We start from the raw sequence: 14,583 nt of genomic DNA on the forward strand, positions 1-14,583 counted from the left end.
TAGCTGGACCGAAATCGCGTGGGCAGTTGGGCTCGGCGCAATCGGGAGCGAACGATGGGGCCGCTGAAAGGCATCAAGGTCGTCGACATGACCACCGTGCTGATGGGCCCTTATGCGACCCAAATGCTCGGCGATTACGGTGCCGACGTCGTCAAGGTGGAATCGCTGGACGGCGACGTCACCCGCCTGATCGGCCCGATGCGACACGCCGGCATGGGGCCAGTGTTCCTCAACACCAACCGCAGCAAGCGCTCGATCTGCCTCGATCTGAAGAAGCCGGCGGGCCGCGAAGCCGTGCTGCGGCTTTTGAAGGACGCCGACGTCCTGGTCTACAACGTCCGCCCGCAGGCCATGGCGCGGCTTCAGCTCGGCTATGACGTCGTCTCCGCCATCAACCCGCGCCTGGTCTATGCCGGCGTGTTCGGATTCGGACAGGACGGGCCCTATGCCGCGAAACCCGCCTATGATGACCTGATCCAGGGCGCCACGGCCCTGCCGGCGCTGATGGCGCAGACCGGCGACGGCGTGCCGCGCTACGTGCCGAACGCGCTCGTGGATCGTATCGTCGGCCTCACCGCGGTCGGCGCGATTTGCGCCAGCCTGGTGCACCGCGACCGCACCGGCCGCGGCCAGCGTCTGGACATTCCGATGTTCGAGACCATGGCCGGCTTCGTCATGGGCGATCACATGGGCGGGCTCACCTTCGAGCCGCCGCTCGACAAGGGCGGCTATGCCCGCCATCTCTCGCGCGACCGCAGGCCCTACAAGACTTCGGACGGCTATCTCAGCGTCATCGTCTACAACGACAAGCAGTGGGAGAACTTCTTCAAGGCTACGGGGCGCGACGACCTGCGCGCCGATCCCAAATTCGCGACCTTCGCCGGCCGCGCCGCCAATATCAATGTGGTCTACGCCGAGCTCGCGCGCATCTTCGAGACGCGGACCACGGTGGAATGGATCGACCTGCTGACGAAAGCCGACGTGCCGGTCATGCCGATGCACGATCTCGCCTCGATCCTGCACGATGAGCATCTGGAGGCGACCGGCTTTTTCCCGGTGGTGACACATCCGACCGAAGGCCCGATCCGCAGCATGAAGGTGACGGCGACCTGGTCCGAGACCGAAGCCGAGCCGGTACGCCTGGCGCCGCGGCTCAACGAGCACGGCGCCGAGATTTTGCGCGAGATCGGATACTCGGACGATGAAATCGACGCCATGGTGCGCGACGGCGTCACGCGTGACGCGCCGGAGTAGGGGGGCACCATGAGCTTCATCACCGGCGTCGGCCTCACGTCGTTCGGCAAGCACGAGGGCTCCTCCTCGCTTGACCTGATGAGCCAAGCGGCACAAGCCGCGCTCGACGATGCCGGCCTCGCGCGCACCGACATCGACGGCATCCTCTGCGGCTATTCCACCGTCTCGCCGCACATCATGCTGGCGACCGTGTTCGCGGAGCATTTCGGCATCCGTCCGTCCTACGCCCATGCCGTCCAGGTCGGCGGCGCCACGGGTCTTGCGATGACGATGCTCGCACATCATCTCGTCGCGTCAGGTGTCTGCCGCAACGTTCTGGTCGTTGCCGGCGAGAACCGGCTCACCGGGCAGAGCCGCGATGCCTCGATCCAGGCGCTGGCGCAAGTCGGCCATCCCGACTACGAGGTGCCGTTAGGACCGACCATTCCCGCTTATTACGGCCTGGTCGCCAGCCGATACATGCACGAATACGGCGTGACCGAAGAGGATCTCGCCGAATTCGCGGTACTGATGCGTGCCCACGCCTGCACTCATCCCGGCGCGCAATTCCACGATCCCATCAATGTCGCCGACGTCATGGCCTCCAAGCCAGTGGCGATGCCGCTCAAGCTGCTCGATTGCTGCCCGGTCTCCGACGGCGGCGCGGCGTTCGTCGTCAGCCGCGAGCGAACCGGGGAAGCGGGCGTGCGCATCCGCGGCTGCGCCCAGGCCCACACGCATCAGCACGTCACGGCAGCGCCGGCGCTCAGCGAGTTCGGCGCCGAGATCTCCATCGCGCGTGCAAAGGCGGCCACGGGTCTCGCGATCTCCGACGTGCGCCATGCCGCGATCTACGACAGCTTTACGATCACGCTCGCGATGCTTCTGGAAGATCTCGGGCTCGCCGGCCGCGGCGAGGCGGCCGCGCGCGTGCGCGCCGGCCATTTCAGCCGCGACGGCGCGATGCCGCTGAACACCCATGGCGGCCTGCTCAGCTACGGCCATTGCGGCGTCGGCGGCGCCATGGCGCATCTGGTCGAGGCGCATCTGCAGATGACGGGGCGGGCGGCGAACCGCCAGGTGCGCGATGCCTCGATTGCGCTGCTGCATGGCGATGGCGGCGTGCTGTCGTCTCACGTCAGCATGTTTCTGGAGCGCGTCAGATGAGCGAGCGACTGGCGGACTGGACCAAGGGCGAGGAGGCTATCACCTACCAGACCTGCGGCTCGTGCGGCCATGTGCAGTATTTTCACCGCGCCTTCTGCGCGGCCTGCGGTGTACCCGGCCCGCACGAGCAGCACGCCAGCGGCAAGGGCAGGGTATACGCGACCTCGCTGGTCTGCCGCGCCGCAACGCCGGAGACGCGCGCCCACGTGCCCTACAACATCCTGCTGGTCGATTGCGCCGAGGGTTTTCGCATGATGGCCCATGGCGAGAATGACCTCGCCATCGGCGATTCGGTCATTGCGAGCTTCAAACCATTTGCCGGCAAGCTGGTGCCGTTCTTTGCCAAACTGAAATAGTGTGGATCCGTCATTCGGGGGCGGTCATGTGACCGAGCCTGGAACGGGTATTCTGGGCTTGGCCTGTGCGAGAGCCACCCCGGAATGACGAAAACTCTTAGAACTCGAACTAGCTAGCGCCCGTAGAACAAGATGCTGGCGATGACGAGCATCGCCGTCACCGCCAGCATATGCGCGAGCGCTTCCGCGGCCGCCCCCTTGGTGGCTTCCTTCATGCCGTTTTCTCCCTAGACTTGGGCATGTCTCATCGTTGCGCGGTTAAGCGCACGCGACGGCCGATTGTTTTGACTCGGAACACCCCTTGCGAGTATCCGCCGCGATTTGTCCCCCCGCGGCGAATATCGACTGTGTCAGGGTCGATCAGCAATGCGGCGGCAATTTGACTCGATGATGTTGCTCCTGCGTCCCCGCGCGAATAGAGTCCTAGGGAACCTTCGCCAGTGGCGACAAAAAGCATCAAAAGATCAGGGAAAACTTCAGGAAAATCATGGCCCGCATTCAGTACAGCGACCCGTCCAAGGCATCCGACCGCACCCGCGAAATCCTCGACAAGAACCGCCATGCCAACATCTTCCGGATGATGGCGCATTCGCCGAGCTACTTTGAGCAATATTGCCGCCTCGGCGGCGCGATCAGGCACAAGGGCGAGCTCGACCCCATCGTGCGCGAGCTTGCGATCACCCGCACCGGCATCCTGTGTGAGGCACCCTATGAGATCGTCGCGCACAAGCGCATCGGCAAGAATGTCGGCGTCACCGACGAGCAGAACGAGGCGCTCGAGAATTGGCAGGCCGCATCCTGCTTCGATGAGGTGCAGCGCGCCGCGCTCGCCTTCACCGACGAGATCGTGAAGCTGAAGAAGCCGACGGAAGCGACCTTCAAGGCGATCGCATCGAAGCTGACACCGGCCGCGCTGGTCGAGCTCCAGCTCTCGGTCGGCTTCTACATCATGACGTCGAAGTTCCTGGAGACATTCGAGATCGATCTTCAGCCCGTCACCGAAGTGGTGGGCTGACTAAAGCGTTTTCGAGCGAAGTGGGCACCGGTTCGCGTCAAGAAAACGCGTCAAAACAAGAATCTAGAGATTCGGTTCTGATTCAATCAGAACCGAATCTCCAGACGCAAGGCGCGAGGGATGCCGATGACGATCGACGAATATGCGGCCTGGGCCGCAACCATTGCGAAAGTCGAAGAGCATCCGTCCAACGAGCGGCTGTCCTATCTCGGCCTCGGCCTTGCCGGCGAGGCCGGCGAAGTCGCCGAGCACATCAAGAAGCTCTTGCGCGACGATTGGCTCGACAAGGCGGGTCTCGTGGAAGAGCTCGGCGATGTCGTCTACTACTGGGCCTGCCTGTGCGCCGCCACCGGCCAGCAGCCATCAGCGTTGCTCGATGCGAGTGCCGCCAAGATCAGGCGACGCATCAGCGAAGCGGCGAGCCGGTAGGTCAGGTGCGGACAGGGAAGCCGTTACACCTCTCCCGTCGGGGAGAGGTGAAGACCTCTGCGCTCACGTCGAGGTCAGAATATCCACCTTGGCGTTGGCGACGATCAGGCGGTCGGCCAGGAGCTGGGCCAGGTTACGCATGATGCATTCGCTGGCGCGGGGGTGCCGCCTGCGGAAGCGCTCGAAATCCTTCAGCGGCACCTCGCATGCCGTCGCGGCCATGTCGGCGAACACGTCGGCGGAGCGGGTCTTTTCCAGCAGCGCCATCTCGCCGAAGGCCATGCCCGCGGTGAGCGTCGCCAGCCTGACACCGTCGGGCAGTGTGACGTGCACGGCGCCGCTGCGCAGGAAGTACAGGGCATCGGCGGGGTCGCCGGCCGTGAGGATCTTCGCGCCGGATTGATAGGTCCTGATGGTGCAGAGCGAGGCGAGATCCGTCAGCTCTTCCTCGCTCAGCCCGGTCAGCAGCGGCTGTTCGGCAAGCTCGGTGGTCTCGTGAAAATCGATCGAGCCGCCGTAGCGATAGACGATCTGGTCTTCGGTCCATTCGATCGCGGTATCGAGCAGATAGAAGTCGCGCACGTTCTTCAGCTCGGCGGTCCATTCGCGCAACGTATTCCATTCCTTGGAGGCGCGCCGGACGCCCGACAGGACCACCGTGACGTTCAGCGCGGCCAATTCCTCGAACGCTTCGGCCACGAGCCGTGCGCCGGCCCGCGTAGTCGAGGTCACGCGGTGCAGGTCGAAGATTACGAATTGCGGCCGCGGTCGTCCCGCGAGCCGGCGCGAGACGTAATCCACCGCCGACAGCGACAGCGTGCCGACCAGTTCGATGATGCGCACCTCCTGCTGGTGGGCCGCCAGGATCTCGCGCTCCTGCGGGCGGCGCACGCGGCGCGACGGGCTCTTGCCGATGTCGTAGTCGGCGATGACGGCGTTGCGTGCGTCGTCGCTGCGGTTGAGCATGTGCAGGTCGTAATGCGAGGACAGCGCCTCGCAGACCTTGATGCCGCGCACGCTGTTGCCGTGCTTGTCGAGCTTTGGCGAATAGCTGCCGAGGCCGAGGCGGGCAGGGAGCGCGGCCAGGATGCCGCCGCCGACGCCGCTCTTGGCGGGGATGCCGATGCGGTAGATCCACTCGCCGGCATAGTCGTACATGCCCGACGACGTCATCACCGAAAGTGTGCGCGAGATCGCGTAGGCGCTCAGCACCTGCTCGCCGGTGACCGGATTGATGCCGCGATTGGCGAGCGTTGCCGCCATCACCGCGATATCGCGCGCGGTCACCAGCACGGCGCATTGCCGGAAATAGACGTCGAGCACGCCGGCTACGTTGTCCGAGATCACCGCGTTGGTCTTGAGCAGATAGCCGATGGCGCGGTTGCGGTCGCCGGTCTGGCTCTCGGAAGAATAGACGGCGTCGTCGACGGAAAGGTCGCGGCCTGCAAAACGGCTGAGTGCAAGGCGGATCTGCTCGAAAGCCTCCGCGCCCTTGCTGTCGTAGATCAACCCGGTGCAGGCGATCGCGCCGGCATTGACCATCGGGTTGAACGGATGGTTCTCGGAATTGAGCCGGATCGAGTTGAAGGGATTGCCGGAGGGCTCGACGCCGATCGCGCCTTCGACCTTGCCGGCGCCGAGCAGGTCCAGCGCCAGCGCGAACACGAAGGGTTTCGACATCGACTGGATGGTGAAGGGCACCCTGGAGTCGCCGACTTCATAGACATGGCCGTCCAGCGTCGCCAGGCTGATGCCGAAATAGGCAGGGTCGGCCTTGCCGAGCTCGGGAATGTAATCGGCGACATGGCCCGACGTTTCGGCGGAGAACTCGCTGAGGCAATTGTCCAGGAACCGCAGCAAGGGCGGCTTCGAGCGGGTCCAGGCGGTGGCGAGAGGCGAGAGCGGTTTCATCGCCTCCCTTGTGCAACGCAATCAGAGCACGCGCAACCCGTCCGGCATCACAGGCGGGCGCCGGACCAAGAGAAGCGCGATCAGGATCGTCGGCAGCAGGATGCCAAGGCCGAGCAACGTCACCTGCATCTGCGACAACGGCATGATGCCGCCGCCGGGGGTCGCCACCACGAAGCCGCCGATCACGAGCAGCACGCGAATGGGCCATTCCAGGCTGCCTGTGCCGCGCAAGTCCCCGACGAAAGGCTGGTAGCCCTGGATGCCGCCGCAGATGAACAGCGTACCGAAGGCGGCGAGGCCCATCAGGCCGAGCCCGGCGAGGTATGGGCTCGAACCCTGCAGCACCAGCGCCGGATTGAGCACGAAGAAGAACGGCAGGAAATAGATGATGCTGCCGACCCACATCGATTCCCAGCCGGTCTTCATGGCCGGCGATCCGGCGATGCCGGCAGCTGCGAAGGAAGCGATCGCGACCGGCGGGGTGATCGACGACAGCATGCCCCAATAGAAGATGAACATGTGCACCGCCATGCGGTTGAGCCCGAGCTTCTCCAGCGCAGGCGCGACCAGGATGGCGAGGAAGATGTAGCAGGCCGTCGTCGTCAGCCCAAGGCCGAGAATGAGGCTGGTGAGGGCGCACATGCCGAGCAGCAGGAAGGCATTGTCGCCGGCGATGTGCAGGAGGTCGTTGGCAAGGCTCGACACCACGCCCGTCATCGAGAACGCGCCGATCAGCAGGCCGCAGCCGGCGAGGATGCCGACCAACTCGACGAAGGTGCGGCCGTTGACCTCCAGGAACTTGCCGATCGTCGCAAATGTCCAGCGCGTGTCCTTCGAGAAGAACTGGTTGAGCACGAGAAGCAGCGCGGTGGCGTAGAACGGCGCGTGGCTCTCGCGCTTGAAGTAGAGCAGCATCACGATCAGAAGCGCGATGACGAAGACGTAGTACCAGCCGTCCTTGATCGTATCCATGATCCGCGGCAGCTCGGCGCGGGGAATACCTTTCAGCTTGTGGCGCGCCGCGTAGGCGTCGACCTGCATGAAGAGGCCGGCGTAATAGAGCACGGCCGGAATGATTGCGGCGAGCGCGACATCGGCGTAGCTGACATTGAGGAACTGGGCGATCACGAAAGCGGTCGCACCCATCACTGGCGGCGCCAGCACGGCGCCGGTCGAGGCGCAGGCCTCGATCGCGGCGGCATAGGAGGCGCGAAAGCCGCTCTTCTTCATCACCGGGATGGTCATGGTGCCGGCGGTGAGCACGTTGGAGATGATCGAACCCGACATCATGCCGAGCAGGCCGCTGGCAAAGATACAGACTTTTGCCGCGCCGCCGCGAAAGGTGCCGCACAGCGCGAAGGCCAGGTTGATGAAGAACTTTCCGGCGCCCGTCATCATCAGCGCGGTGCCGAACACCAAAAAGCCGATCACGGTGTCGGCGAAGGCCTGGATGGGGATGCCGAGCAGGCTCTCGCCCGAGAGCACGTGATAGGCGGTCGCCTGTTCGAGCGTCGATTGCGTGCCACGAAACGGCCCGAGCCAGCGGGCTTCGGCGAACAGGGGATAGACAGTGAAGGGCAGAACGCTGAGGAGCAGGCTCCAGCCGCCGGTGCGGCGCAACGCTTCCATCAGCATCACCCACATCACGAGGCCTGCGGCGATCACCGTGTTGGGCGCGCCACCGAATTCCCAGCCGGCCTCCGCCGCCTTGCGCACGTTGACCATCAGTATGATCGCCGCCGCGAAGGTCACGACGAACAGGACGAGGTCATACCAGGGCATGCGGTCGAGCGGCGCGCGTTCGGTGCCCGGAAAGATCAGGAAGGTGAACGGCAGCATCAACGCGATCAGGAGATAGAAATATTCCGTGTTGAGCTGGGTGTATCCGACGAAGAAGCGCAGCGAGAATTGCTGGTTGATGCAGAGCAGGATCGTCGCCGCGGTCGCAACGATCAGCGTCCAGCGCCACGCGCCGCGCAACGTGCGAACGCGCGTGACTTCCGCTTCCTGCATGTTGCCGGCGGCGCCATGGGGATCATCGAACACGACGCGCTTGGGCTCGTCTTGCGGGACGGTGGAAGTGGAAGAGGACATCATCGATCCCGCGCGTGGGCTGGTGAACGCAATCAGGCAAACGGCAGTTGTTTGAACCGCTCTGGCCGCGCGCTCAACCTCTCCCGCGTGCGGGAGAGGTCGGCGCGAAGCGCCGGGTGAGGGCTTTCTCCTCTGGGGGAATCCCACCGCGGAGGCACCCTCTCCCCAACCCTCTCCCGCAAGCGGGAGAGGGGGCGCACTTCTCGCGAGGCAACGATCACGCCTAACAACATCTCACTCTATTCCTCGAACCCGTTCGGCATGCCCGCTTTCGCTAGCGCCGCGGCACGCGCCTTCGTCCAGCCTTCGAGGAACGCCTTGTCGTCCGACGGCGGGTTGGACTTGCCGTAATTGGCCCAGGCGGCCGCCAGCACCTCCTGCCGCTTGATCAGCTGGTTGTTGTGTGCCTCCTGAGCGTCGCTCCATTGGCCGGCCTCTTTCAACGCCTTCACCGCGCCGGGATGCACCGGCACCACCCAGTTCTTGGTCTGGCGGTTGGCCGCGAGTCCGCCGGCGCCGGGCGCGGAGTCCTTATAAGCGTCGTAGTTGACGATCATCGCCTTGGTGATCGCATAGACCTGGTCGGCCGGTTGCGAGGCGTAGGCGACGAAGATCGGGTAGGGATAATTGCCGAGTTCGATCGGCTTCTCCGGCGAGATGCCGGCACCGCAAGTCGCAAGCTGCGGGAAGAAGAACGAGCCGACCTTCTGCATCCGCGCCCAACCTTCCTCGTCCTTGGCGGGCAGCGGCGGCCAGATCAGCCCGCGCGGCGAAGCCTCGGCCTCCTTGGCGGGACCGGTGATGGTGGTGCCGAAGGCGGCATCGACGTCGTTGTTGATCAGCCCTTTCCACATCGCGCCGTAGCTGGCGAATTCGACAGCCTTGACGTCCTTCTGCGTCAGCCCGGCGAAGGCGAGCACCGCGAGCGAGTTCTGGTTCAGCGCGGGTGAGCCGACCACGAAGCCGACGCGCTTGCCCTTGAGGTCCTTCAGCTCCTTCACGCCGGTGTCGGCGGCCACCGCAAGCGAGGCGCAATTGCAGTCGACGGTCGAGAGCAGGGTCTGCAGCGGCTGCGGACCCCATTCCTTCGAGCCGAACTCGAACACGCCTTCCTGCGCGAAGTAGGTGCCCGACCCCATCGCCGCGGAAACCGCGCGCTTGGCGCGCAGCGGCGCGAGGCGCGCGACGTCGTTGCCTGCGGGGAGCACGCGCACGTCGGTGCCGTACTTGTCCTTCATCATCTTGCCGACGCCGACCGCGATGTTGAATCCGGCGGTGCCGGTGTCATAGGCGGTGAAGGTCAATGTCGCCGGCAGCTTGATGTCTTCGGCGAACGAATAGCGTGTAGACGCAAAAGAAATGCCCGCCACCAGAGCAGGCGCGAGCACGAGCAGCCCACGAAGCATGTTTCCCTCCAATGATCTTCGCTTTGCCGCGAAGATTTTCATTCTTTGTTGAAACAACGTTTTGTTTGAAACCGATCATGTCACCGCGATCAAGCGATGGCAACGCCATACAGCGCGCGTGGGAATGCGACTGACACATTGTCGCGGAAAAGACCGGATAAGACGCTCAGTTCGCGACGATCGCTATCGCCTGTCCCTCCGCAACGACGTCATCGACCTTTACCAGAAGCGATGTGATGGTGCCGTTTGCGGGCGAGGGCACTGGGATCTCCATCTTCATCGCTTCGACCACCACAACGTCATCGCCATCCGCGACGGTTCCTCCAACTTGCACGGGAGTTGCGCAGATGCGTCCCGCGACCTCCGTGACGATCTTAATTTCTGGCATGCCATCGCCTTTTTGTTGTCGTCGCAAAATGCCTGAGGTAGCGTCGTCTGCAAGTGGAATTTAATTCCGCACAGCGGAACACAACGGTAGGGATCATGGGACGACGTTCGGAGCGGTTGAGCAGGCAAGGTGCGCTCGCTGGCGAAGCCGGTGAGGGTGATGTGATCCAGGTGGTGTCGCGCGCGTTCGACGTATTGCGATGCTTCGAGGGCCACGAGGCGCGACTCGGCAATCTCGAGATTTCAAATCGCTGCGGTCTGCCGCGCTCGACGGTATCGCGGCTCACGCATACGCTGACCCGCATGGGCCAGCTCGTGTATCTCCCGCGCGACCAGAAGTATCGCATCGGCCCCAGCGCGGTGGCGATGAGTGCTTCGATGATGAAGGGCGCGCAGCTGCGCAGCATGATTCGCCAGCGGCTGCAGGAAGTCGCCGAGCAGCTGCCGGGCACGGTCGGCTTCGTCGTCCCCGACCGCTTCCATCTCGTCTATCTCCAGTTCGCGCGTTCGGCGACGGCGCTCGGCTTGCACGAGGGCACCGGCAGCCGCATCTCGATGGCCTCGACCGCCGCGGGCGCGGCCTACACCGCGGCGCTCGCGCCGGAAGTCGGTGATGCCTTCGTCGCGGACATGGAGCGGGAAGCCCCCGAAGCTGCGAAGATTCTCAAGCCCCGCATCGAGGCCAACCGGCAGATGTTGCGCGAGCGCGGCTATGTCGTCGCCTGCGGCCTCTGGAGCCCGCACATCAACGGTCTCGCGGTGCCGATCTGGTCGCCGCAGTACCAGACCTTCGTGGTCATCACGATCGGTCTTCTGTCGGCGATGTATGACGAGCAGCGTCTGCACGAGGAAGTCGCGCCGATGATGCTCCAGCTTGGCCGCTCGCTCGGCAGCCTGATGGAAGGCGCGGAAGGCGACGCCTTCAACAACCGTATCTCGCGTAAGCCGGTCGCCATGGCCGTGCACAACAATAACAAGCCGATCCATTCGGAGGGAGTGAATGAACTGGAAGCCGGAACTCGACGAGCTCGCCCGGCGCGAAGCCTTCGCGCGGGAGATGGGCGGCGTTGACAAGGTCAAGCGACAGCATGACCAGGGCCGGCTGACTGTTCGGGAGCGTATCGACAAGCTGATCGACAAAGGCAGCTTTCACGAGATCGGTGCCGTCTCCGGCATCGGCGAGTACGATTCCAGCGGCGATCTGAAGAAGCTCACGCCGGCCAATTGCGTGTTTGGCCGCGCGCGCGTCGACGGCCGCACATTGGTCGTGGTCGGCGACGATTTCACCGTGCGCGGCGGCTCGGCGGATGCGTCGATCTCGGCCAAGCCGCTGATGGCGGAGGAGATGGCGCACGATTTCCGGCTGCCCATCGTCCGCATCATCGAAGGCTCCGGCGGCGGCGGCTCGGTCAAGACCATCGAGACCAAGGGCGCGGCCAATCTGCCCGGCGGCATCGGCGGCACGCGCTGGTATCGCTTCACGACGGAGAATCTGTCGCGCGTGCCGGTGGTCGCGCTCGGCCTCGGCTCGGTAGCAGGCCTGGGCGCCGCGCGTCTTGCCGCCAGCCACTATTCCATCATGACGCGGAAGTCCGCGATGTTCGTCGCGGGTCCGCCGGTGGTGAAGGCGCTGGGGCAGGACCTTACCAAGGAGGAGCTCGGCGGCGCCGATATCCAGACCCGCGCCGGCGCGGTGGATCATGCGGTCGACACCGAGGAGGAGGCGTTCGCCTGCGCGCGGCGCTTCCTCTCCTACCTGCCGTCATCGGTCTACGAGCTGCCGCCGACCTTGCCCTGCACGGACAGTCCTGAACGCAGCGACGAAGCGCTGATGAACGCGGTGCCGCGCAACCGCAAGCAGGTCTACAAGATGCGGCCCATCATCGAGTCCGTCGTCGACAAGGGCTCGTTCTTCGAGGTCGCAAAAAACTTCGGCAAGCCGATCATCGTCGGCCTCGCGCGGCTCGAGGGCAGGGCGGTGCTGCTGCTCGCCAGCGATAGCTTCCACTATGGCGGATCCTGGACCGCGGATGCCTGCCAGAAAGTGGTGCGCTGGGTCGACTTCGCCGAGACCTTCCACCTGCCGGTCGTCTATCTCATGGATTGCCCCGGCTTCATGATCGGCCTCGATGCGGAGAAGGCGGCCACCATTCGCCACGGCGTGCGTGCCATGGCGGCGGTGAACCAGACCACCGTGCCCTGGTGCACCGTGATCCTGCGCAACGCGTTCGGCGTCGCCGGTGTCGTGCACCAGCCGGCCGACCGCTTCTCGATCCGCTATGCCTGGCCCTCGGCCTATTGGGGCTCGCTGCCGCTCGAAGGCGGCATCGAAGCCGCCTACCGCGCCGACATCGACGCGGCGGAAGACAAGGCGGCTAAGCTGAAGGAGATCGAGGAGCGGCTCAACAAGCTCCGCTCGCCGTTCCGCTCGGCCGAAAAATTCTGGGTCGAGGAGATCATCGATCCCAGGAAGACGCGCTCGCTGCTGTGCGAGTTCGCCCGGCTGGCGGAGCCGCTGCGAAAGCCGGGGCCGCCGGAGAATATGACGATCAGGCCTTGATATCGGCCATCATCCGACTGCCGCGACAATCTTGTCGCGGCAGCGATGGCGTGACCTCACAACAGGAACGCGCTACGTTCCCCCAACAAGAACAAGAGGAAGCGCCAATCGTGTACGACTTCATCATCGTGGGCGGCGGCTCGGCGGGGTCCGTGCTGGCCCACCGACTCTCCGCCAGGAGCGCCAATAGGGTCCTGCTCTGCGAAGCCGGTCAGGACACGCCACCCGGCAACGAGCCAGCCGAGATCAGGGACAGCTATCCCGGCACCGCCTATTTCGATCCGCGCTTTCACTGGACCGAGCTCAAGGTGACGACCCAGGTCGTCAGCCACAACAATCCCGAGGAATCGCGGCCGCCCTTGCGCAAATACGAGCAGGCACGCGTGCTGGGCGGCGGCTCGTCGATCAACGGGCAGATGGCCAACCGCGGCGCCCCAACCGACTACGACGAATGGGAGGCGCGCGGCGCCGAGGGGTGGTCGTGGGCCGACGTGCTGCCGTTCTTCAAGAAGGTGGAGCGCGACCTCGATTTCGACGGACCGTATCACGGCAAGGACGGAAGGATCCCTGTCCGCCGCATCCCGCGCGAGCACTGGACGCGGCATTCGGAGGCGTTCGCGCAGGCCTTCCAGCAGGCCGGCCATCAATTCGTGGCCGACCAGAACGGCGAATTCGTCGACGGCTTTTTCCCGGTGACGCATTCCAATCAGGCCGAGCAGCGCGTCTCGGCCGCGATGGGGTATCTCGATCGCGACACCCGCGCGCGTGCGAACCTTGCGATTTCGACCAACACGCAGGTGCGAGAGCTGCTGTTCGAAGGCACGCGCTGCGTCGGCGTAAAGGCGATGGTCGACGGACGTGAGCAGGAATTCCGCGGGCGCGAGATCATCCTCTCCAGCGGCGCCATTCATTCGCCGGCGCATCTGCTCCGCGCCGGCATCGGCCCCGTCGGTCACCTCAAGGATCTGGGCATTCCCGTGCTGGCGGCCTTGCCGGGCGTCGGCCAGCGCCTGATGGACCATCCCTCGATCTCGCTGTCGTCGTTTGTCCGCCGCGGCGCGCGCATGAACGAGCACACCAGGCGTCACATGCAGCTCGGTCTGCGGTACTCCTCCGGGCTGCCTGATGTGCCCAAGGGCGACATGTTCGTCGTCGTCATCAGCAAATCGGCCTGGCACGCCGTCGGCGCGCAGATCGGCTCGCTCCTGACCTTCGTCAACAAGACCTATTCCGAGACCGGACAGGTCAAGCTCGCCTCGCGCGATCCCTCGGCAGAGCCGATCGTCGAGTTCAACCTGCTGTCCGACCGCCGCGATCTCGATCGCCTGATGAGCGGTTTCCGCAAGATGGCGGCGATCCAGATGAGCGAGGTGGTCAGGAAGGTGACGGACAAGCCGTTTCCGGCCGCCTATACCGATCGCGTCCGCAAGATCGGCGTGGTCAACACCAGGAACAAGATTCTCACCACGATCGCCGCGACCTTGATGGACGGGCCGGCGGCGCTGCGTCACTACATGATCGACAATTTCGTCGTCGAAGGCTTCACCTTCGATCAGGTGATGAACGACGACGAGGCGCTGGAAGCCTTCGTGCGCAAGGCGACGATCGGCGTCTGGCACGCCTCGTGCTCGTGCCGCATGGGCCGCACTGAGGATCCGATGGCGGTGGTCGACAATCAGGGCCGCGTCAAGGGCGTGCAGGGCCTGCGCGTCGTCGATGCCTCGATCTTCCCGGTGGTGCCATGCGCCAACACCAACTTTCCGGTGTTGATGTCAGCGGAGAAGATCGCGGCCGCAATGATGCAATGAGCGGCAGCGAGTTCTGGCGATCCTGGCAGTGCGGGGAGGAGGAGCGCTGATGGATACTTGCCTCGCGCGGTCCGACTTGGTTGCATGCCGCCAGCTTGACGCGCTAATCGCGCATTCGAGCGCTGCGAGTTAATCATCTCAGGCGCTACGTGTAGGCTATGAGATCGTGCAGTCGTGGCGCGCGATCGCAGCCAGTTTCAGCCGCGCTTTAGGCCCA

General features: G+C 64.6%; 12 protein-coding genes. 8 read left to right on the top strand and 4 right to left on the bottom strand.

Annotation, left to right across the window (positions count from 1 at the left end; all coding sequences use genetic code 11):
- Positions 1-54: 54 nt before the first annotated feature.
- The 5 genes from I6F31_RS18155 to I6F31_RS18175 all read left to right on the top strand — a co-directional run bounded on the left by I6F31_RS18155 (position 55) and on the right by I6F31_RS18175 (position 4,200).
- Entirely contained in the window at positions 55-1,254 is a 1,200-nt protein-coding gene (locus tag I6F31_RS18155) for a CoA transferase (RefSeq protein WP_225185876.1), read from the top strand.
- Positions 1,255-1,263: 9 nt separating this feature from the next.
- Entirely contained in the window at positions 1,264-2,400 is a 1,137-nt protein-coding gene (locus tag I6F31_RS18160; protein WP_225185877.1) for a thiolase family protein, read from the top strand.
- Entirely contained in the window at positions 2,397-2,756 is a 360-nt protein-coding gene (locus I6F31_RS18165) for an OB-fold domain-containing protein (protein WP_225185878.1), read from the top strand. Before I6F31_RS18160 ends, I6F31_RS18165 begins: the two co-directional genes overlap by 4 nt.
- Positions 2,757-3,243: 487 nt before the next feature.
- Positions 3,244-3,771: a carboxymuconolactone decarboxylase family protein gene (locus I6F31_RS18170; RefSeq protein ID WP_225185879.1), complete on the top strand. Its 528-nt coding sequence runs from the start codon at positions 3,244-3,246 to the stop codon at positions 3,769-3,771.
- A gap of 126 nt (positions 3,772-3,897) precedes the next feature.
- On the top strand, positions 3,898-4,200 hold the full coding sequence (locus I6F31_RS18175; protein WP_225185880.1) for a nucleoside triphosphate pyrophosphohydrolase family protein: 303 nt from the start codon (positions 3,898-3,900) through the stop codon (positions 4,198-4,200).
- Between the two features lie 63 nt (positions 4,201-4,263).
- Here the strand turns inward: I6F31_RS18175 and glsA are convergent, their stop codons facing one another.
- The 4 genes from glsA to I6F31_RS18195 form a co-directional block, all read right to left on the bottom strand.
- Positions 4,264-6,111: a glutaminase A gene (gene glsA, locus I6F31_RS18180; protein ID WP_225185881.1), complete on the bottom strand. Its 1,848-nt coding sequence runs from the start codon at positions 6,109-6,111 to the stop codon at positions 4,264-4,266.
- A gap of 21 nt (positions 6,112-6,132) precedes the next feature.
- On the bottom strand, positions 6,133-8,208 hold the full coding sequence (locus tag I6F31_RS18185; RefSeq protein WP_225185882.1) for a TRAP transporter permease: 2,076 nt from the start codon (positions 8,206-8,208) through the stop codon (positions 6,133-6,135).
- A gap of 236 nt (positions 8,209-8,444) precedes the next feature.
- A complete protein-coding gene (locus I6F31_RS18190) occupies positions 8,445-9,611 on the bottom strand; it encodes a TAXI family TRAP transporter solute-binding subunit (protein ID WP_225185883.1) in 1,167 nt (388 codons plus the stop codon).
- Positions 9,612-9,777: 166 nt separating this feature from the next.
- Entirely contained in the window at positions 9,778-9,999 is a 222-nt protein-coding gene (locus tag I6F31_RS18195; RefSeq protein WP_197947040.1) for a biotin/lipoyl-containing protein, read from the bottom strand.
- 95 nt (positions 10,000-10,094) lie between these two features.
- Here I6F31_RS18195 and I6F31_RS18200 point away from each other — a divergent pair, with 95 nt between their 5' ends.
- From I6F31_RS18200 to I6F31_RS18210, 3 genes are all read left to right on the top strand, one after another.
- Positions 10,095-11,069 carry a helix-turn-helix domain-containing protein gene (locus I6F31_RS18200; protein ID WP_036001116.1) on the top strand — a complete coding sequence of 325 codons (975 nt, stop codon included), beginning with the start codon at positions 10,095-10,097 and terminating at the stop codon, positions 11,067-11,069.
- Complete coding sequence (locus I6F31_RS18205; RefSeq protein ID WP_036001111.1) at positions 10,999-12,558, top strand: carboxyl transferase domain-containing protein; 1,560 nt, start codon at positions 10,999-11,001, stop codon at positions 12,556-12,558. The genes I6F31_RS18200 and I6F31_RS18205 overlap by 71 nt, the downstream gene beginning before the upstream one ends.
- Positions 12,559-12,668: 110 nt before the next feature.
- Positions 12,669-14,366 carry a GMC oxidoreductase gene (locus I6F31_RS18210; RefSeq protein ID WP_225185884.1) on the top strand — a complete coding sequence of 566 codons (1,698 nt, stop codon included), beginning with the start codon at positions 12,669-12,671 and terminating at the stop codon, positions 14,364-14,366.
- The last annotated feature ends 217 nt before the right edge of the window (positions 14,367-14,583 follow it).

This window comes from Bradyrhizobium sp. NBAIM01 (assembly GCF_020194115.1).
Classification (GTDB): Bacteria; Pseudomonadota; Alphaproteobacteria; order Rhizobiales; family Xanthobacteraceae; genus Bradyrhizobium; species Bradyrhizobium yuanmingense.